This window comes from Pirellulales bacterium, assembly GCA_019636335.1.
GTDB lineage: Bacteria > Planctomycetota > Planctomycetia > Pirellulales > JAEUIK01 > JAHBXR01.
Window position 1 is genome coordinate 135,298 of the sequence record JAHBXR010000017.1, and the last position, 20,302, is coordinate 155,599.

Annotated in this window: 17 protein-coding genes; 4 read left to right on the forward strand and 13 right to left on the reverse strand. The window is 62.9% G+C overall.

Translation table 11 applies throughout. The annotated features are described in order from the left end of the window. Positions 1-22: 22 nt before the first annotated feature. From KF708_16770 to KF708_16785, 4 genes are all read left to right on the forward strand, one after another. A complete protein-coding gene (locus KF708_16770; GenBank protein MBX3414343.1) occupies positions 23-1,954 on the forward strand; it encodes a tetratricopeptide repeat protein in 1,932 nt (643 codons plus the stop codon). Positions 1,955-2,072: 118 nt separating this feature from the next. Further along, complete coding sequence (locus tag KF708_16775; protein ID MBX3414344.1) at positions 2,073-3,971, forward strand: tetratricopeptide repeat protein; 1,899 nt, start codon at positions 2,073-2,075, stop codon at positions 3,969-3,971. A 206-nt stretch (positions 3,972-4,177) separates the two neighbouring features. Continuing rightward, a complete protein-coding gene (locus KF708_16780) occupies positions 4,178-4,351 on the forward strand; it encodes a hypothetical protein (protein ID MBX3414345.1) in 174 nt (57 codons plus the stop codon). 312 nt (positions 4,352-4,663) lie between these two features. Then, positions 4,664-5,881, forward strand: a complete 1,218-nt coding sequence (locus tag KF708_16785) for a carboxypeptidase regulatory-like domain-containing protein (GenBank protein MBX3414346.1) — start codon at positions 4,664-4,666, stop codon at positions 5,879-5,881. Positions 5,882-5,939: 58 nt separating this feature from the next. Here the strand turns inward: KF708_16785 and KF708_16790 are convergent, their stop codons facing one another. The 13 genes from KF708_16790 to KF708_16850 form a co-directional block, all read right to left on the reverse strand. Further along, positions 5,940-6,278, reverse strand: coding sequence for a P-II family nitrogen regulator (locus KF708_16790; protein ID MBX3414347.1), 339 nt, complete (start codon positions 6,276-6,278; stop codon positions 5,940-5,942). 192 nt (positions 6,279-6,470) lie between these two features. Further along, a complete protein-coding gene (locus tag KF708_16795; GenBank protein ID MBX3414348.1) occupies positions 6,471-7,835 on the reverse strand; it encodes an ammonium transporter in 1,365 nt (454 codons plus the stop codon). A 1,075-nt stretch (positions 7,836-8,910) separates the two neighbouring features. After that, the gene (locus KF708_16800) at positions 8,911-10,749 is read right to left on the reverse strand and encodes a sulfatase-like hydrolase/transferase (protein ID MBX3414349.1); all 1,839 of its coding nucleotides are present in this window, start codon (positions 10,747-10,749) and stop codon (positions 8,911-8,913) included. A 118-nt stretch (positions 10,750-10,867) separates the two neighbouring features. Further along, on the reverse strand, positions 10,868-11,230 hold the full coding sequence (locus tag KF708_16805; GenBank protein ID MBX3414350.1) for a hypothetical protein: 363 nt from the start codon (positions 11,228-11,230) through the stop codon (positions 10,868-10,870). A gap of 31 nt (positions 11,231-11,261) precedes the next feature. After that, entirely contained in the window at positions 11,262-12,377 is a 1,116-nt protein-coding gene (gene phnW / locus KF708_16810; GenBank protein ID MBX3414351.1) for a 2-aminoethylphosphonate--pyruvate transaminase, read from the reverse strand. A gap of 20 nt (positions 12,378-12,397) precedes the next feature. Then, positions 12,398-13,222, reverse strand: coding sequence for a phosphonoacetaldehyde hydrolase (locus tag KF708_16815; GenBank protein MBX3414352.1), 825 nt, complete (start codon positions 13,220-13,222; stop codon positions 12,398-12,400). A gap of 111 nt (positions 13,223-13,333) precedes the next feature. Next, a complete protein-coding gene (locus tag KF708_16820; GenBank protein MBX3414353.1) occupies positions 13,334-14,188 on the reverse strand; it encodes an alpha/beta hydrolase in 855 nt (284 codons plus the stop codon). 15 nt (positions 14,189-14,203) lie between these two features. Next, the gene (locus KF708_16825; GenBank protein MBX3414354.1) at positions 14,204-15,190 is read right to left on the reverse strand and encodes a Gfo/Idh/MocA family oxidoreductase; all 987 of its coding nucleotides are present in this window, start codon (positions 15,188-15,190) and stop codon (positions 14,204-14,206) included. Positions 15,191-15,226: 36 nt separating this feature from the next. Beyond that, on the reverse strand, positions 15,227-16,048 hold the full coding sequence (locus tag KF708_16830; protein ID MBX3414355.1) for a sugar phosphate isomerase/epimerase: 822 nt from the start codon (positions 16,046-16,048) through the stop codon (positions 15,227-15,229). A 170-nt stretch (positions 16,049-16,218) separates the two neighbouring features. Continuing rightward, entirely contained in the window at positions 16,219-17,844 is a 1,626-nt protein-coding gene (locus KF708_16835; GenBank protein ID MBX3414356.1) for a sodium:proton antiporter, read from the reverse strand. Positions 17,845-17,947: 103 nt separating this feature from the next. Then, positions 17,948-19,345 (reverse strand): DUF1501 domain-containing protein, encoded by a 1,398-nt coding sequence (locus KF708_16840; GenBank protein MBX3414357.1) that lies wholly within the window; start codon positions 19,343-19,345, stop codon positions 17,948-17,950. Between the two features lie 201 nt (positions 19,346-19,546). After that, complete coding sequence (locus KF708_16845) at positions 19,547-19,993, reverse strand: hypothetical protein (GenBank protein ID MBX3414358.1); 447 nt, start codon at positions 19,991-19,993, stop codon at positions 19,547-19,549. A 57-nt stretch (positions 19,994-20,050) separates the two neighbouring features. Further along, positions 20,051-20,302: hypothetical protein (locus KF708_16850; GenBank protein ID MBX3414359.1), on the reverse strand; the 252-nt coding region annotated here is incomplete at its 5' end.

Genomic DNA, 20,302 nt, shown 5'->3' on the forward strand with positions numbered 1-20,302 from the left:
CGTGCCAACTTCGTCGAGACTCATGCACACAGCCGACTCCACCACGCTCACCGAGCAAGCGTGCTCCGACGATGGCGCGTCGTCGCCTAGCGTCGTCACCTGGTGGCGGCGCCCGGTGGTGTTGTCCGGCCTTCTCGTGCTCGTGACCTTGCTGGCCTACGCGCGGTTGTATCGGGCCGAATTGCTCGACCTGGACGATCACGAGAACATCACCTTCAATGGCCTCATCAATCCGCCCTCCTGGTCGGGGTTGGCGACGTTGTGGAGAGAGCCCTTTTTCGGGATGTATGCGCCGCTGTCGTACACACTGCTGGCTGGCGAATGCTGGGTGGCGCAGCACCTGCCCGGCACGGACGGCCACCATCTGGACCCGACGATCTTTCATGCCGGGAATGTCGCGTTGCACGCGACGTGTGTCCTGCTCGTGTTTCTGATCCTGCGAGGTCTGGTGGCCGATGATGTGGCGGCCGCGATGGGGGCGCTGCTCTTTTCGCTGCACCCGCTGCAAGTCGAAGCGGTCGCCTGGGTAACCGAAGTGCGCGGCATGTTATGCGGCTTGCTGGCCTTGTTGTCGATCTACGCCTATCTGCGTTTTCTGGGACCACCGCCGCCCATCAAGGGGGCCCACGCGGACCAAACGCCACGGATGGGGTCGCGCGGCCGCACGGCGTTCTATATCGTGGCGCTCGTGGCTTATTTGTTGGCGCTACTGTCGAAACCCTCGGCCGCTGCCGTGCCGCTCATCCTGATGATCTTCGAAGGCGTGCTCTACCAAAGATCGTGGAGGCCGATGCTCGCCCGGCTTGCCTGGTGGGGCGTGCCGGCGATCGGGCTGGCATGGTGGACGCGGCAACTGCAGGATGACAGCGTCTCGCGTTTTGTCTTCGAGCCCGCCTGGTGGCAGCGCCCTTTCGTAGCGCTGGATGCATTGACGTTTTATCTCGGCAAGCTGCTGATGCCGGTCGGGCTCGCCTTCGATCATGGCCGCAGCCCGCAGACCGTGTTAGCGCAGTGGTCGACCTACGTAATCTGGCTCGTGCCGGTGGGCCTGGTGACGCTACTCGCCTGGCTGCCGGGCCGACGTTGGTGGCTGACGGTCTGCGGCATCTTCGTGGCGGGTCTGCTGCCATCGCTGGGGTTGGTGTCGTTCGCGTTTCAAGATCTTTCGACCGTCGCCGAGCGGTTCGCCTTCCTCGCCATGTTGGGACCGGCGCTCGCCGTGGCCTGGATGATGACGTGGCCGAGCGTGCGACCGTGGCGCGGCGAGTTGAGTCTCGTGCTGGTCGGGCTGGCACTGGTGACCGTCCGTCAGACGGGCTTCTGGCACGATACACAAACGCTGCTCGCCCACGGGCTGGCGGTCCATCCGAACAGCACCCTCTGTTTGACGAACGAGGCCTTGCAGCGAGCCGAGGCGGGAGACTTAACCGCCGCCGAGATGCTGCTCGACCGGGTCGTCGCGATCAACCCCAACGAGGCACGCGTCTGGATGAATCTCGCCGCGGTCTACACGCGGCAAGGACGCCCGGCCGACGCGATCGGCGCGCTCGAGCGCGCCGTCGAACAGCACAGCGCGGAGCCACAGCCGAAATTGGATCTCGCCCGAGTGCTGCTCGAGCAGAACGACTACGAACGAATCGTCTCCTTGCTGCAAGAGGTCGTGCAAGTTCGTCCGCAAGATCTTGAAGCTCATACCTATCTGGGAATCGCTCATTCGAATCTCGGTCAGCCAGCCGAGGCGAGCGTCCATTGGAGCATCGTTGTGCAGGCACAGCCGGAGAATGTCGCGGCGCGTCAGATGCTGGGCGAATCGCTGGCCCAGGCGGGGCGGCGGACCGAGGCGCTCGAGCAGTTGCGCGAGGTGCTCCGCCGGCAGCCCGATAATCAGCGTGCCGCCGATTTCATTCGCGCGGTCGAATCGCAATCGCCTGCCGATCAGCCCGCGGGACCATGACGCCTACTGCGAGCGGCGTCTTAGCCACGAAAACGCCCTAGCCCTCTTGATGAAATCTACCGTGAACGAATCAGCACCATCCGCAAACACCGACGGGACGGAAGACGCGCTGGGGGGCATGTCGCGTCCCGTTGGCGAATCCGCGGCCGCGGACCGGCGCGTACGGCTAAAGTTCTGGCTGCTACCGGTGCTATTGGTACTGGCAACGCTCCTCGTGTACGTCCGGGTCTACAACGCGAAGTTTGTGGCCTACGACGACGATCGCCATCTCACGTTCAATCAGCATCTGAACCCGCCTGGTTGGCAGGGGTTGAAGCGACTGTGGGCGAAGCCCTATTTCGGCGTGTATGTGCCGTTGGCGTACACGTTTTATGCGGGCGAGGCCTGGTTTGCTGTCTACGAAGGACCGACCGGCCTGAGCCTGTTCGATCCGCGCGTGTTCCACGTGACGAACGTTTGCTTGCACGCCGGTTGTGTCCTTCTGGCGTTTGCCGTGCTGCGACTGTTGGTGGCCGACGATATCGCGGCGGCACTGGGCGCCCTGCTCTTCGCCTGGCATCCGTTGCAGGTGGAATCGGTGGCCTGGGTCTCGGAGACGCGCGGCACGCTGGCGGGCATCTTGAGCTTCTGGTCGATCTACGAGTACTTGCGTTTTCGCGGATTGCAGGCGAGCTCGGCCAGTGTCGCCGAGGACGCAAGATCGATAGCAGGAACGCCGCGCGGCGCCGCGCGGCACTATGTTCTCGCGGTGGTGGCGTTTTTACTGGCCTTGCTGTGCAAGCCGTCGGCCGTCTCGGTTCCGCTGATGCTTGGCGTGCTCGACCTGGTTTGGTTGCGCCGCGCGTTCTGGCCCACGCTGTTGAGTGTCGGTTGGTGGTTGGCGCCAGCGGTCGCGCTGACGATTTTGACCAGTGGTGTGCAGGCCGAGGCAGTCCACTCGCAGACGATGGCAGTCGATTGGTGGCAGCGTCCCCTGATCGCAGGCGATGCGCTCGATTTCTATCTCTTCAAACTGATCGTTCCCTACGGCTTGGCCATCGACTATGGTCGCACGCCAGCGCACGTGCTCGAGAGTGCGTGGGTCTACGTGAGTTGGTTGCTGCCTCTCGTGCTGGTGGGCCTGCTCGGGTGTCTGCCCCATCGCCGGGCGTGGCTGACGGCGGCTGGTCTGTATGTCGCCGGCGTGGCGCCCGTGCTGGGATTCCTGTCGTTCGCCTTTCAGGCGATCTCGACCGTGAGCGATCGGTACGTCTATCTGGCAATGTTGGGGCCGGCCTTTGCCCTGGCATGGTTCGTCGGTCACGTCCTTAAGGGGGGCTGGCGCCTCGAGACCGTGCTGTTGTTGTGCGCATTCGGCGGACTGACGATGTATTACTCGGGATTCTGGTACGACTCGCGCACGCTCTTCGAACGAGCGATCAAGATCAATCCGCGCAGCACCACCGCCATGAACGGTCTCGCCGTATTGGCGATGGAGGTGAAAGATTACGAGACGTCCGAACAGCTTCTGAGGCAGGCCGTCGAGTTACAGCCGAACGACCCGATTCCCCGGACCAACCTGGGGGTGCTCTACGAACGCATGGAGCGTGACGATGAGGCAATCGAACAGTATCGTCGCGCCATTGAAGCGAAACCCGGCTTCACCCTGGCCCAGCTCTTTCTCGGCATGCAGTACTACTACCGGCAAGATTGGAATCGTGCCGTCGAGGCCCTGTTGCCGGCGGTCGCCACGTCACCTCACATGACCGAGGCACGGCTTTATCTGGGCCTGTCGCTCGTCAACAGCGGGCGTAACGAAGAATCGCTCGAACATTGGCAGGCGATTCTCGACGTCATGCCCGACAACGTCGATGCGCACATGGCCTACGGCAATGCGCTGGCCAAGCTGGGGCGACTCGCCGAGGCCCGCGAGCACTTTGCGGCGGTGCTGAGAGTGCGCCCCAAGAACCAAGGGGCGCAGAAATACCTGGAGTGGGCGGACTCGCAGTTGAATGCGGTCCCGAGGGGCACCCCTTGAGGGAGCGGCAAAGTTCGCCCTCACAACCGCTACAGACGGACGCCGCCGCGGGCGAGATTTGTCGAGCGGCGGGGGCCCTGCGCCGATCGCGGTCGGCAGGCATAAGTTACGTTTGCAGTGACCGCCGCGCCCGCCTCGTTGTTCCGCCCACCGTTGCCGCCCGCGCTCGTGTGCTTGCACTCGCGTCGTGCGGGGAGAATCCCACCATGTCGAACGTAACTCATGGCGATCTGGCTGATCTCATGGTGCGTGCGCGTGCGCTCGAACTGCGCGTGATTCAGTTGCAGCAGACGATCGACACGCTGCGCGTCGAGGCACAGGCCTGCATTGCCGCGCGCGAACGCGAGCTCGACCTGCTGGCTGCCTGCGAAACCGACTAGTGTCCCTGCTTGGCTGGCAGCGACCAAGACTAACGTCCTCGCGACCCACGCTGGCGCTGCTAGCGTGCCGGTATTCGCCGGTCAGAATTGTGGAGCGCTGGCGCCACCCCTCCTCCGCGGCTTGCGCAAATTCTCCGCCGTCGGCAGAATCCTTGCGACCGCGCTAATCTCGCATGCTGCTCCTGACCGAAGCGGAACGTAGGTAGTCTCCGCGTCGAGGGCGCGCCTCGTGTGCTGCGCGTTCCGTGGGGCAGGGCCAATCGACAGGTAGGATCCCTGTCTTGCTGGCGTCATCCAGGGAGAGGAATTGCCATGCACCGCGATCTTCGCTGCCAGACCAGCTTCTTCGCGTCACGTGCTCGTCGCGCGGGTAGGACGCTGCTCTTGCTCGCCGTGCTGACTGGTATGACCGGCGTCTCGCGCGCCGAGGGGAATGTCGCTTCGACGATCACCTTCGTGCTGGATTGCTCGGCGCCCATGTCCGAGCCGGCAAACGTCGCCACGTCGGCGGGGGACGTGAAAGGCGCCGTCACGATGCGCTTCGATGCGGCCCGCGAGGCACTGATTGCCATGCTCAATCAGTTGGCCGAAGAAGGGAACCACGAGGCGAGCGTCATTCTGTTCGGGCATCGACTGGCCTGGGATGGCACGGATGAGCCTCAGCTCATGGAGCAGACCGGGTATCTCGAACAGACCTTGGGCTTTGGTGCGTTGGCCGGGTTGATGCCGGGCGATGACGTCGAGGTGATTCGCCCGCTCGGGCCCTTCGGTCTCGCCGAGCTCGCGACGATCACCGAACGTTTGAATGTCGCCCAACCCTGGGGCGAGAGTCCCCTCTACTACGCGTTGGTAAAAGCGATGGATGGCTTCAGCGGCCGCCGCAACTCTTCGCAGGCGGGCATCGTCGTGCTGACCGATGGTCGCAACAAGCAATGGCTGGCGCGCAACCGTTGGGGGCGCGACAATCTGGGCAAGTTGATCGAATCGAGCCCCGTACCGATTCACATCGTCAGCTACGGTGCGTCGCCGCAAGGCAGCGGTACTTCAGAAACCGAGCTGCGCGAGCTCGTGACGCTCAGCGGCGGAACGTTCAAGGCAGCCGAGCGGGCGGACGTGCTCGTCGCTCAACTCGAGAACGTCTTCATCACGTCGAATCGCTCGGAGTCGGTGGCCTCGCCGGCGAGCGAGCAACTCTCGGCGGCCACGGGCGGAACGGCGATTGCCGGCGTGCCCGCAGCCGCGCCGCCGGTCTCGACCGCGGCCCAGCGCAACACGATTCAAGGGCGGGTGATGATGTACAAGAATCCCGTTCGTGGAGCCGTGGTGATGCTGTCGGGAGCGGATGTGCCCCAGGTGCAGACCGATCGCGAGGGGCACTTCACCTTGCGTGGCGTCGCGCCGGGCCAGTACAAGCTGGAGATCGACGCGACGTACAAGAATATCACCTACCACACCCAGCAAGCAGTCAGCGTCGAGCCCGCGCCGAATCACGGACCCACGGTCGAGATTCGACTCGAGCAACGGCGGTAACTGTTGCTGCGGCGTGATGGGTAATGCGAATGGGAGAACGTCGCGCGGTGGGGCAGCCTCAGACGGCCGCGCCCCCCGTCTCGCCCGTACGAATGCGGACGGCGTCCTTCAGTTCGCTGATGAAAATCTTGCCGTCGCCGATCTGGCCGGTCTTGGCGGCGGCGACGATGCCCGACACGATCTGATCGGCCGTGCTGTCGTCGGCGACGACCTCGATCTTGACCTTGGGCACGAAGTCGACGACGTATTCGGCACCGCGGTAGGTTTCGGTGTGTCCCTTCTGACGGCCGAAACCGCGGACCTCGGTCACGGTCATGCCGTGGTGGCCGAGCCGCACGAGGGCCTCTTTCACCGCGTCGATCTTATGATGACGCACGATGGCTTCAATCTTCTTCATCTTCTTTCGCCTTTCACCATCTCAGGACTAAACAGTAGGAGGGCGCGAAAGCTCGCGCCGCCACGGACGGTCGGCAATCCTTAGCATCGGACCTGGCGACGAGGGAAACAACCTTGGCTTGGGCAACGCTGAGCCACCCAAGCCAAGGCGTCCTTCTGGCCAGGCGAAAGCCAGAGCGGATTGCTGCAAGCTCTAGCCGAAAATGTAACCCTCCTCGCCGTGTTGGCTGACGTCGAGGCCGATGACCTCGTCTTCTTCACCGACACGCAGGCCGATCGTGAAGTCGATCAGCTTGAGCAGCACGACGCTGCCGACGACGGCGAAGACCCAGGTGATGACCGTGGCGACAACCTGCGCCTTGAAGACTTCCGTGCCCCCTTCGATGAGCCCGAGAGGCTCACCGCCACCGATATCCCACACCGCACGCGTGGCGAAGACCCCAGTGAGGATGGCCCCCAGGGTACCGCCGAGTCCGTGGACGCCGAAGGCATCGAGCGAATCGTCGTAGCCGAGCTTCGGCTTGAGCAAGGCACAGGCGAAGCAGCAGACGACGCCGGCCGTTGCGCCCATGAAGATGGCGGGCATGCAGGTCACGAAGCCCGCGGCGGGGGTGATGCAGACGAGTCCAGCCACCGCGCCCGACGAGGCTCCCAACAGCGTCGGCTTGCCGCGCCACAGCCACTCGACCAGGGGCCAGGCGACGGCGCCGGCACCGGCCGAGAAGTGGGTTGCCGCGAAAGCGCTCGAGGCGATGCCATCGGCCGCCAGGGCACTACCGGCGTTGAAGCCGAACCAACCCACCCACAACATGCCGGCGCCCAAGGCGGTGAAGGCCAGGTTGTGCGGCGGCATGGGCTGCGTGGGATAACCCATGCGCTTGCCCACCAACAAAGCCGCCACGAGGGCCGAGACGCCCGAGCTGATATGCACCACGGTACCACCGGCGAAGTCCAAAGCACCACCGGAGAAGATTCCGGTCGCGTGCGAGCTACCGAACGCCAGGATGCCACCGCCCCAGACCCAGTGGGCCAGTGGGCAGTACACGCCCAGACCCCACAAGACCGAGAAGGCAACCATGGCGCTGAACTTCATGCGTTCGGCAAAGGCGCCGCAGATCAGAGCGGGAGTGATGATGAAGAACATGCCCTGGAAGAGCATGTGCGTCAGTCTCGGGATGCTGAGGTCGGGATGGATCGGGATTTCAGACCCTTGGCCTTCGATCCAGGTGGCTTCGACCCCTTTCATAAAGAGGAAGTCGCCGTTGCCGATCAACGCGTTGCTACCCCCGAACGCCAACGAATAACCCACCATGGCCCACAGCACCGCCATCAGGCCCATCAGCGTGATGCACTGCATGAGCACGCTGACCACATTCTGCTTGCGGACGAGACCACCGTAGAACATGGCCAATCCCGGGGTGGTCATGAACAACACCAACGCGCAGGACGTGAGCATCCAGGCATTGTCGCCGCGATCGAGCGTGGGGGCTTCGGCCTCCTCCGCCGTGGGCGCGGCGGCTTCTTCGACTCGGGCGGCCTCTTCGGCCTCTTGGGCCATGGCCGGACCTGCCCAACACAATACTACCGCCGAGCACAGTAGTGCCCAGCAACCAAAGATCATCATGCGTTTCATAAATTCGCCTCACCAGAAGGACAGGGCCTGAACCGTTGTAAATGACTGCTGTCTGCCGTTCAGGCCGCAGCGACAACAATCAAAAACCAATGAAAACGATCGATCTGTGCCGCGCCGGGACGCCGTTGGTCCGAGCGACACGCGCAGGCGCGCAACCCGAGCAACGAACATCGCCGCCACAAGCGGCGATTCCCTGCAAGAAGGACTTCGTCGTGCCTCGCCTGTTGCCGACGCGGCGAACTCAAGTCGAGCGGGGGCGTCTCGCCAAGACGCGACCGCGGGAAACATGGATTCGCTACGCCTGGAGTAGGGCGCCCCAGCCATGCAGGCGGGGCTTGAAGAACTTCGCCTGGTGCGGGGCCGTCTCCTCGGCCACGCACATACCGTCGTGCGCCTTCGAATCCGCCGACGAGGTGGTCAGCATCCCACCCCGCCCGCTCGAGGCTGCGTCGCGCTGCGATTCCAATCCGCTCGACGCCCTCTCCACAAACCACGCACGGAGGCTAACCGAGTGGGAGATACCCACCTGGAGCTCGCCCGAGTCGCGCTCGGTGCAAACTCTCGCGACGCGATATGTCCCTCCCAGCACAGCCAGAAGTACCAGGGCTCGGAGGGACATGCGCGCCATATCGAAAGCAATCCAACCTCCGTCCGCACGCTGAGGACCCGTGCGCACGATGTACGCTCGTTTGGCAACTCTCGTGCCGCGAAGCTAGCTGCAGCAGAGAAGTAGTGTGGTAAGCCGTTTCCTCACAAAGTCTTAAAGGGTGAAGAAATCTCTCTGGCGAAGTGTCAGCAGCCGGACCACGAGCCTCCTGTTGCAAGTGATGCGCGCAGGGTTTGCGTAGCATTGGGGCACCTGCCCGGTGCGTGTGCCTTGCCACTGAGCGACAGCAGAATTCGGCTCTGGGACAGAGCGCTCCCAGGAGCCCAGGCTGGAATGCCATCGCGGGACTGGAAGTCGTGCTTGTAGCCTTGCAGGAATAACAAGCCTGGTGGCTTATTGGGGCACGAGGGACTTGCTCCGCAGATGGTCGAGGACCCGGCGAACGTACTGATTCGAGTCGTTCTGCAGGCCGGAGAGCCTGGCCTGGAGCTCTGCCCCACGGAGGTCGAGCCGGTCGAGGGCGATGACCGCCATGAGGCGCACCCACTCATTGTCTGAATCGAGCAGCGACACGAGAGTGCCGAGGGCCGTCTCATCCCCCTGGGCCGCGAGCACCTCGGCCGCAACCAACCGCACCTGGGGAGATGCGTATTCCAGTGCGGCCCGCAGGACCTGCTGCTGCTCGGAAGTATCGGAAGTGGTAGGCTCGTGGGCTGCGACGCGATTGGCCAGCCCCCGCACGGCCCAATAAGCGATCGTCGGATCGGGATTCTGGATGCCATCGAGCAGTAGATTCCGCTCTTGCTCGTCGACCGGTTGTGTAGATGCGGCGACTTCGGCGACCGGTAGGATTATGCCGAGGGGGTATGCTGTTGACGACCTGCGCACGGCATCGTAGGGAGCCTCGTCGCCGAATCGGGTACGCAGCTCATTCTCGGGCAGAAACCCGAGATCGATGATATTGACCATCCATCGTTCGAGCTCGCTGCTGAGTCGCGCGCGCACGGTGGCGAACTCCGGCTCGTCGGCCAGGTTATTGATCTCCCAAGGGTCGGCCACCGTGTCGTAGAGCTCGACGCCGGGCTTGATAGGCGTCATCCACTGCGCGGCAGGCCCCGTGAGTTGGCCGGCATCTGCCAGCTTCTGCCAGGCCTGCATCGTCGGCATTTCCCACTGGTACGACAGAAACTGCTTGCCGAAGTAGGGCAACTCGGGCCGATAATTGCGAATCAACTTGTAGCGCTCGTCGCGCACCGATCGCAGCATGTCGTAGCGTTCGTCCATGCGATCGCGAAAACCGTGTACATACTGCCGCTCGGCGCCGGCCGCCGCGCCGAGAAAGGCCACGCCCTGCATCGTCGGCGGAATCGGCACGCCGGCCAGACTCAATACCGTGGGCGCAAAGTCGACAAAGCTCACCAGTCGGTCGCACGTCGAACCAGGGGGCGAAGGTGCGAGACTCTCGAACTTTCGCGGGAAGCGGATGAGGAGCGGCACCCGGGTGCTCGTGTCGTACAACCAGCGTTTGCTGCGGGGCAGCCCCGTGCCGTGATCGGAGAAAAAGAAGACGATCGTCTCGTCGGCCAGTCCGTCGCGCTCGAGCTCGTCGAGAATCGCTCCCGCCTCGGCATCCATCACGCTGACGAGATCGGCGAAGCGGGCCGCGTCGCGCCGCGTCTCGGGGGTGTCGGGATAATACGGCGGTAGCGTGGCCCTGGCGGGATCATGGCGAGCCTCGTCCGGCAGATCCTTCGTGCGCCGCTCGAATTGTGGGTCGGGAAGGCGGATCTGACTTTCGTGCGTCGTGGTGAAGTTGAACACGCTGAAGAAGGGCTGCCCCGGCGCCCGTCCGCGCCAATGCGCGCGGTTGCTCGAATCGTCCCACGTGCCGGCCGGGGGGGTGAAGTTGTAGTCGGTCTTCACGTTGTTCGTGGTGTAGTAGCCCGCCTCGCGCAGGTAGTGCGGAAAAGGGTGTACGCCCGCGGGCAGCTTTCCTTCGCAGCGCATGTGATGCGTACCGATCGAAGGAGGCCACATGCCGGTGATGAGGCAGGACCGCGAGGGAGCGCAGACGCCAATCGGTGCGAAGGCGGCCGTGTAACGTACACCTTCTCGCGCGAGCCGATCGAGACGTGGCGTGACGGCGTATTCATCGCCGTAGCAGCCGAGATTTGGGCTAGCATCCTCGCAGGTGATCCAGAGGATGTTGGGGCGGGCATCCGCAGCGCGCACACTTGACGTGAAGCACGATAACGCGCAAGTGAAAGCGATGAGCAGAAAAAGGGGTGCCATACCCTCACAGCGACAGCCGGGTGGGCATGCCGAGCGAGTCATCCAATTGCAAATCAAATCACCCATTGCGACGATTCTCCACGAACAATACCAGCCCAGCAGCAATCGCCGCCACGCAGTAGATCACGAAACACCAACTCGCCAGATCAGCACCTTCGACGGCAAACAAGGCGATGTAGCCCCAGAATATGGCCGGTAGTATCGCAGCTACAGAATAGACAAGCAGGCTGCGCGAGCGTAGCGGTCCCATCCAACCCAGCCGCGCAGCCGCATACGCTCCGATTGCTGGCAATACGAACGTGGAAACAATCGCCGCCAGGCCAATCATTTCAAAGTCATACGCCAGTGCAATGGCTGCTGGAGCAGCAAATGCTGCCAACACAGCAAAAAATGTTGAACCCGAAATCGATCGATCGTACACGCCGTCTTCGCCGCCTCTTGGATATAGTCGATCAGCCGACCTTCACACCCAACTCCTCGACCGCTTCGCCAATCGCTCGACAGAGTTGGCGGATATCGTCAGGGAAAACGTGCCCGATCGTGCCGATACGGAACGTCTCGGCCTGGCTCACCTTGCCGGGATAGAGCACGAACCGGCGCCGCTTCACCGCATGATAAAACGCGTCGAAGGTGAACTTCTTGTCGTCGGGATAGATGAACGAGGTGATGATCGGCGAGCGATACTGCGGCGCGAGCAACGGCCGGAAACCGAGCCGCTCCATCCCCTCGACCAGCAGGCGGTGATTCTCGGAGTAACGACGGTAGCGCGTCGCGACGCCCCCTTCTTCTTCCAACTCCACAAGCGCCTGAGCGAAGGCGCGCACGACGTGCGTGGGAGACGTGTAGCGCCACTTTCCCCCTTTGTTCTCCATCTCGGCCCATTGATCGTACAGGTCGAGACTCAACGACCGTGCCCCACCGGCCGAAGCCTCGAGCAGCGTGCGCCGCGCGATGACGAAGCCGAAACCCGGCACGCCCTGGATGCACTTGTTGGCCGAGGAGACAAGAAAATCGGCCGACAGATCTTCCATCGTCATCGGGATGCCGCCGAAGGAGGACATGGCATCGACGATGAACGAGCGATGGTGCTTCTTGACGACGGCGCCGATCTCCTGGATCGGGTTCAGCATGCCCGTGGTCGTCTCGCAGTGGACGACGGCCACGTGCGTGATCGAAGAGTCCTGGGCCAGCACCTCGTCGATGCGATTGGGATCGGCCGGTTCCGTCTCGGTGTGAAATAGTTCCGTACCGGGGATGCCGATCCGCTGCGCGATCTGCACGATGCGCTTCCCATAGGCGCCATTGTTCACGGCCAGCAACTTGCCGTCGTGCGGAATGACCGATCCCAGCGTGGCCTCGACGGCAAACGTGCCGCTCCCTTGCATCAACACGGCGGTGTAGTCGTCGCGCGACGTGGCCAGCCGCACGAGCTTCTGCCGGATGTCGGTGACGATCGAATTGTAGTCGTCGTCCCAAGTGCAGAAATCGTTCAACATGACCTGCTTCACCGTCTTCGACGTGGTGAGCGGTCCGGGCGTCAGCAGCAGATAGGGAATATCGTCGTCCATAAAATCTCGGCAGGTCTCGGTTAGGGAGTCGCGCCCGCAGCGATGGCATCTTCGATCGTTGGCAGGAGCGCGGGTAGATTTGCGACGGAGTCGAGTACCCAATGGGCGCCAGCGGCAAGAAGGGTTACGGCCACCGCGTTCATGCGCTGCTGCAATTCATCCGCGGGGAGCATTGCCGCCTCGTCCTCGGTGAGCCCGATGTCGCTGCCGGTGCGCGTCACGCCAATGGTCCACACGCCGGCATTGCGTCCTTCTTCGATGTCGGGGAGCGTATCTCCGATCTTCACCACGGCGGTGGGAGGATAGATGTCGAAGGTTTCCATCGCACGGTAGATCATCCAGGGGGCGGGGCGGCCTGCTTTCACGTCGCTGGGACAAAGGTTCAAGTCGGGCTGGTATCCCTGCTTGGCGGCCGCCGCGTAGCACAGCTCGGCCGCTTCGCGGAAATAGCCCGTCGACGTGGCGATCTTGATGCCCCGCTGGCGCAGCGCGGCGACGCAATCGAGCAGGCCGGGCACGAGCCCACTCGACGACTCGACGCTGGCCAACTGCAGCGGCACGAAGTGTCGGCTATAGATCGCCTCGACGTCCTCCTCGGTGGCGGCGCGTTGATGGACTTTCTGCCAGCGTTCGGCGATCTCGGGGCTCGTGATGATCGCGCGTACATGGTCCTTTTTGCCGAGCCCCATCGGGCGGCGCGCCTCGGGGACGGTCACCTCGACGTCGAAGCGGCGAAAGGCCTCGATAAAGGGGACCACCGGGGCAAAGCAACCGTGGTCGACCGTGGTGCCGGCCCAGTCGAACACCACCATCCGAATCGGTCCACGGTAGGTGGATCCAGACATGCCAACTCCTCGCCTTGTCGTTGAACTAGAGAAACCCCGCCGAGCGTCGATGCAGCCCCGTTTGTACTGGCTGCGGCAGGGGCGTTCAATTGCCCGAGCAGTCGCAGGCGCTCAGGCGAGGAAATCGAGCAGCAGGCGATTCACGCGCTCCGGCTCTTCGTGCTGCACCCAGTGCGTGGCCTCTTCGATGAATTCGAGCCGTCCCTGGTCGCACAGGTCGATGCTGGGCTGTGCCAACTCACGCCCCAGGAAGCGGTCCTGCGTGCCCCAGATCATGAGCGTGGGAATCTTCACGCGTACCGAGGCGAGTCTCGCCGGCTGGACCCGCATCAGGGCGCGGTACCAGTTGATCATGCCGGTGACGACGCCCGGCTCGGCCCAGACGGCACGATACTTTGCCAGATCTTCATCCGAGAAGGTGTCGGGCCGGCTAGTCTTTTGCAGCGCTGCGGCACTGCGCGAAAACTTGCCGATGCGGAACATCACCTCGGGCAGCTTCGGCAACTGGAAGAAGAACATGTACCAACTGCGCAGGAGCTGGCGCACGTTCTTCTTCATCTGTGCCCGCATCACGATGGGATGGGGCACGTTGAGAATCACGATCCGCTCGATGTGTTCGGGATAGCGCAGTGCGGCCCACCACGTGACGGCGGCGCCCCAGTCGTGGCCGACGAGCGTGCCCCGCTCGCGCCCCAACGCGTCGAAGATGCCCACCGCGTCGGCTGCCAGCAAGTCGATGCCATAGGCGGCCACCCCTGGCGGCTTGTCGCTCGTGTTGTAGCCGCGCTGGTCGGGGACTGCCACGCGATAACCGGCCGACGCGAGCACGTCGATTTGTCGCCGCCAGCCGTACCAGAACTCGGGAAAGCCGTGCAGCAACACCACGAGGGGGCCCTCTTCCGGCCCGGCCAGAATCGTGTGCAATCGCACGCCGTTCGTTTCGATCGAGCGTTCTTCGTAGTTCATGGCAACTCGCGGCCATCAGGCAGTGGGCAGGCCGCACGCGTTGAGTACCGCGCGCTGCACGGCCAGTTCGTGCGTGTAGGGGAAATCGGAATCCTTTTCGCCGCGGATGATCTTGGCCAGGTCCGCCGCGTCTCCCACGTAGCGTGGGTAGTCGCCGAAGGCGATCTTCTGGTAGCCCCGCTGATACTTGTCCCGGTTCTTGTTCAGCGCGAGCAGCACGTACGGTTCGTCGAGCTGGATGATCTGGCACGTTCCCTCGGTGCCACAGAGGGTAAAGTGCCGCCGGGCGCCTCCTTCGACCTCGAGGCCCGTCGACTTCACCGTGGCGATCGCCCGGGGGTACTCGAACACCGCCAGCATGTTGTCGCGGAGCGTGTCGCTCGTGGGGAGCGATTCCTGCCGGAAGGGAGTAACCTTCGTCGGCTCGCCCAGGGCGCCAATCACCAGATCGATGATGTGGCAGCCCAGCTCGAACATCATGCCCCCTTGGTATTCGGCCAATTGCGGGCGCCGTTCGAAGGGAATCACCTTGCTCATCACCGTCTCGACCTCGAAGGGTTCGCCCAGCCAGCCGCTTTTCAGCGCCTCGCGCAGGAAGATGACGGCCGGGCTGTAGCGATACATATAGCCGAGCTGCACCGCCAGGTGCTGCCGCATCGCCTCGTCGAGGATACGTTGATACTGGGGCAACGATTCGCCCGCCGGCTTGTCGATGTGTACGTGCTTGCCGGCCTTGACGCACCGTTCGGCGGTAGCGAGCAGATCGCGGACGCGCGTCTCGACCGCCACGGCCGCTAGGTCGGGCACGTTGAGCAGTTGCTCTTCGGTCATCCAGGGCAGGTCGCGATACTCGGGCAGATTCTGTGCGGCGCTGCGCAATTCTTCATCGGGCTCGACGATGCCGACGACCTCATAGTCGGGCGATTGTCGATAGGCGGCCATCTTGCCCGCCGCGTGCGCGTGGCCGACGCCGATCTGTCCGATCTTGATTCTGTTCATCATCGATGGCCTTGCTACGAATCTGTTCGAAGCGAATTACTAGCTCACGTACCGGCGCAAAAAATCCGCACTCTTGGTCGCGGTGTCTTCGGGAGTGCTCCGCGCCGCGCCCGACTGGTGGACGGTGATCGTACCGTCGTAGCCGATCGTACGGAGGCCGGCGAAGACTTCATCGAAATCGATGCCCCCCGACTGCCAGAGGGGGATGTCGAAGTAGCTCACCTCGCCGCGGACGCGCGTCGGCAACTTCGACTCGCCGTCTGGACCCAGCCGATGGTTCTGCAGGTAGACGTTCATGATATGTGGAGCGAGGCGTTTCAACGTCTCGCGGCCGTACGACTGACCGCACAGCAGCAGATTGGCCGGTTCGTAGATCAGGCCGAAGTTCGCGCGGCAGATCCGCGCGAGCACCGCGAGTTGCCCCTCGACTTCTTCGAAGAGACTGTTCGTATGGCACTGGTGTGCGAGCCGGATGCCCCGTTCGCGGGCCTCGTCTGCTGCCCGCGCCGCCGCGGCGATGTCGTCTTCCTGCTTGAGGCAGACGCGGATCAGCGTCGTGCCGAGCGCCCCGGCCACGTCGAGATGGGGGCCGATCTTGCGCAGGTTGTTCGGCCCCCGATCGTTGTTGAGCGGCACGTCGTAATCGGTCGTCGCCATCGAGACGGCCAGTCCATGCTCGTCGGCGACCTTTCGCATGCGGCGCAGCTCGTCGAGCGGCGTTTGTACTCCCCCGGCCGACGCGCGCAGGCAGATGGCCTCGTAGCCGGCGTGATGGGCCATGCCGCAGAACTGCTCGAACGAGCAAAGCAGACGGTCCTTCGTCGGCGCCTCGGCGGCGCGGGTGGAGAGAGACAAACGCATCGAGCGCATCCGGACAGCGAAAGAAGGAGGCGAACTGCAACCCTAACGGCACCTGATAGCGGGGTCAAGCAATCGAACGGCATGCCGTTCGCGCGCGTAGGTCAGGTACGCCGTACCTGACAATCAATAGAGTGGCGACATCGAACATTGTCAGGTACAGCGTACCTAACCTACAAGAACAACAACGTCATGAGGACGAGAATCGGCAGCAGTATGCTCACGCTGTAGACCATGTAGCCGAAAAAGCCGGGCATGCGGACCCCGGCTTTCTCGGCGATGGCCTTGACCATGAAGTTCGGTCCGTTGCCGATGTAGGTCATCGCTCCCATGAACACGGCCCCCAAGCTGATCGCGACCAGGAGGTCGACGGCCACGCCGGCCATGGTGGCCGTGCTGCCCGGGTCGAGGGATTGGGCGGTCTTGAAGAAGACGAGATAGGTAGGAGCATTGTCGAGCACCGACGACAACGTGCCGGTCGCCCAGAAAAACTTCTGCGGCGTGTCAATCCCGAGCTCCGCGCCGCGCACGTCCAGGATCTGCAGCGCCGGCTGCATGCAGAGAAAAATGCCCAAAAACAGTGCCGCGACCTCAATGATCGCACCGTAGTTGAAATTGTTCTTGCGGCGTACTTCGCTCGACCCGAGCACGAGGGAGATGAGGACGAAGAGCAGCAGCAGCATTTCGCGCAGGTAGAGCCAGGGGTGCCACTGGGTGCCGGGCAAGGTCTTGCTGGGATCGAGCATCGCCACGGCCGCCACCACGCCCAAGAGGAGCGGGGCATTGATCGCCACGCCCGAGAACTGCAGACGACGCACCTGCGACTCGTCGCGCACGAGCTCGCGTTTCTCCTCGCGTGGGTAGGCGTAGAAGCGGTCCCACAGGTAATAGACGAGGATCAAACAACCATTGACGAACAGCCATTGTGGAAAGAGTTGCAGGGTCCAGAGGAAATCGACCCCCTGCAAATAGCCCAGGAACAGCGGGGGATCGCCGATCGGCAGCAGGCAGCCGCCGCAGTTGCAGACGACAAAGATAAAGAAGACGGCGGTGTGGGCGACCTGCTTGCGTTGCGAGTTGGTTTCGAGCAGCGGCCGGATCAAGAGCATCGCGGCGCCGGTGGTGCCGATGAAGCTGGCCAGCACGCCGCCGATGGCGATGAACGCCGTGTTCGTGGCGGGCCGCGCGACGAGGTCTCCCTCGATGCGAATGCCCCCCGAGATCGTATAGAGGGCGAACAACAGGATGATGAAGGGGATGTACTCGTTGAAGATCGCGTTCTGGAACACGGTCCAGGGCAGTCCGAACGAGAGCCAGCCTGCGCCCGGCTCGATCACCGCGTGTCCCAGGAAGTGACGCTCGACCGCGGTGCCATGCGCCACGAGATAGTACACAAGGGTCAGCAACCCCAGCCCCGCCGCGACATAGAAGCGATGCAGGTTGCTCTCCCACCAATGCTCGATCGCCGGCACCAGCGGAAAGACGGCAATCGCCCCCAGCAGGAGTGCGAAGGGCAACACCATGAAAAACGTCGGCGGAACGATCTCGTGTTTCGCATGACCATCTGCGGTCGGATGCGTTTCGTCGCCGTGAGCGTCAGCGGCGTGATCGTCAACATGCTCGTCGGCGACCGCGTGATGCCTGCCATTGATCATCTCGGTGGCGGTCTGTGGCCATTGGAACAGGAGTGCGCCGCCGTAAATCACCAGCGCGATCGCGATGCCGAGTATTACCGGCAGGCTCGAAGAGGCGGCAGAAGCAGGCGAACCATGCACGTCGGAGGGATGCGAGTGACTCATGAGGTCGATTTTATAGCGAATCGATACCCGAATGGGGAACCGGGTATAGGAGAGGCATCAAACCGCGAACATCGCGCAAGGTGACTTTGTAGAAGTTGTTCTTCTACAAAAGTTCCGCGATCGGCTCCCCTTCCGACAGGATATGAACCGGTCGGCCACTGTAGTCGGAGAGCGCAGCGTGTGGGTCGATGCCGAGATGGCGATAGATCGTTGCCAGCAGGTCTTTGGGCGTGAGGGGGCGTTCGGTCGGATATTCGGCTTTCGAATTCGTCGCCCCCACGACCTGACCCATCCGCAATCCACCCCCCGAGATCAGCGCCGACTGCGCGCCGGGCCAGTGATCGCGGCCGATCAGGCCCGAGCTGTTCACCAGGCGCGGCGTGCGGCCGAACTCGCCCAGGGCGACGAGCATGACGCGACGGTCCAGTCCACGCGTGTAAAGATCTTCGATCAAGGCCGAGATGCCCTGGTCCATGAAGGGCGCACGGTAACGCATGGCATCGGCCATGTCCCAGCGAGTTGTGGGATTGATGTGATCGTCCCAACTGAAGTAGCGATCCGACAAGGTCGGCGCCAGGGCATCAATCGTGATGACGCCGACCCCCGCCTCGGCCAGCCGCCGGGCGAGCAGGAAGCTCTGTCCCCACAGATGCCGGCCGTAGCGATCGCGCAGGCGCGGATCCTCGCGCGTGAGATCGAAGGCCTGCGCCACCTCGGGGCGCGTGAGCAGCTCGATGGCCGCGGCACGAAAGTCGCCGATTCCTTCGAGCGTTCCCCGCTGGTCGAGATCGCGCCGCATGCGGTCGAACTCGGCGACCAAGTGCCGGCGATCGTCGAGCCGTGCGCCATCGACCCCGGCAGCCAGTGTGAGGTTCGGCGGTCGGTAGTTTTCGGCCGAAGGATCTCCCGTGGCGAGCGCCGCATGGGCCACGCCCAGGTAATTCGGCTTCGTCATGAAGGGCTGCCGCGGGATGCCAACGTAATGCGGCATGCCATCCGATCGGGGCGGGCGGAGCCGGCTGGCGATCATGCCGAAATCGGGATGCTCGGAGAAGGCAGTCGACGTAGGATCGGGTCGCGTGGGAGTCTTGCCCGTCAGCACCTCGATCGAGCCATCGTTATGTGCCGACATGTCGTGGTGCAGCGAGCGCACGAGGGAGAACTTATCGGCCAGCTTCGCCTGGAGCGGGAACAGTTCGCAGAGGTCGATGCCGGGGACGTTCGTGGCAATCGGCCGGAAGGGACCGCGATACTCGCTCGGGGCGTCGGGCTTGAGATCGTACGTCTCGAGTTGACTGGGGCCCCCCCACATCCAGAAGAGGATGACGGAGGTGTCGGGCTGGCCGGCTGCGTTTTTGGAAACCGACGAAGTCGCCGCGCTGGCGTGCCGTGCGGCCAGCATTTCGGCCAGCGTCAGGCCGCCGAATGCCAACGTGCCCGCCCGCAGGAAATCGCGCCGAGCAAGCGGCCCGGAACAATGCTGGGGAGCCTGACGCGGCATGGAGATGCCTTGGGGGGAGAATCGCTGGCAGGAACTGCCGATATGCTAACGCATGAACGGTGGCTGACGCAATTCTTGAGTCGCATTAAGCGACTGAAGTTGACTCAAGGCCAAAGCGGGTGAATACTTATCAGTGGCCCTGTTACTCTTGAAAGCCCAAGTTCCACTTGGGACACGCCGCAAGGCATAGAGAGAACGGGGCTATTTTTTTGGTTTCGTGCGATTGTCGTCGATTTCATGTTCCCGCGGTACAAACTTCCAGTGCCGATAGGGATGACTCCACAGCTTGGATCGATCGCCTTGCATGCCGGTCGATTCGCCGATGTTGAAATGCGGGTAGATCTGCCGAATACGATCGCAAATGACATGGTAGAGTCGTTCTTTTGCGACGGTCCGTTTGCCACGACGATTGCTACCCGGCAGCTTCTGTTTGTGCTTGTCGTTCAGGCGAAATGACATCGCCCCCAAGACGACATCCAAGCATTGCATGAGCACGTGATCGTGCGAGCGTACTTCCGCGATCTGATCTTCGCGCAATAGGATTCGTGCCGCGCGAAACTGCGTATTGCGATTCAGTCGCAGAAGAAACGACTTGAAGGTCGCATTCTCATCGCCGTTCTTCGGCAGTTGATCGAGATTAACACGCACTCGAAGCGATGACTGAGCCGTGTTTGCGTAGGGCAAACCGAATGCATGCTTCAAGAACTAGTAATAAAGCAGATAGTACTCCAGGCGGCGTTGTTCCGTCGTGAGTCCTACTGGCACAAGCCGATTCTGGGTAAACATGATCCGCACTTTGACGCGATCGGCGGCCACAAAATCAAAGAACTCGTCCATCAACTCGATGTACTTCGAAAGATAATTCTCCGTGACCTTCTGCCATTTCACTTCCCGGAAGAGGTGCGGCAATTGACGGCTGGCGACCCGTTGCCCGAGGGAACAATGTGGGTCCAGGGA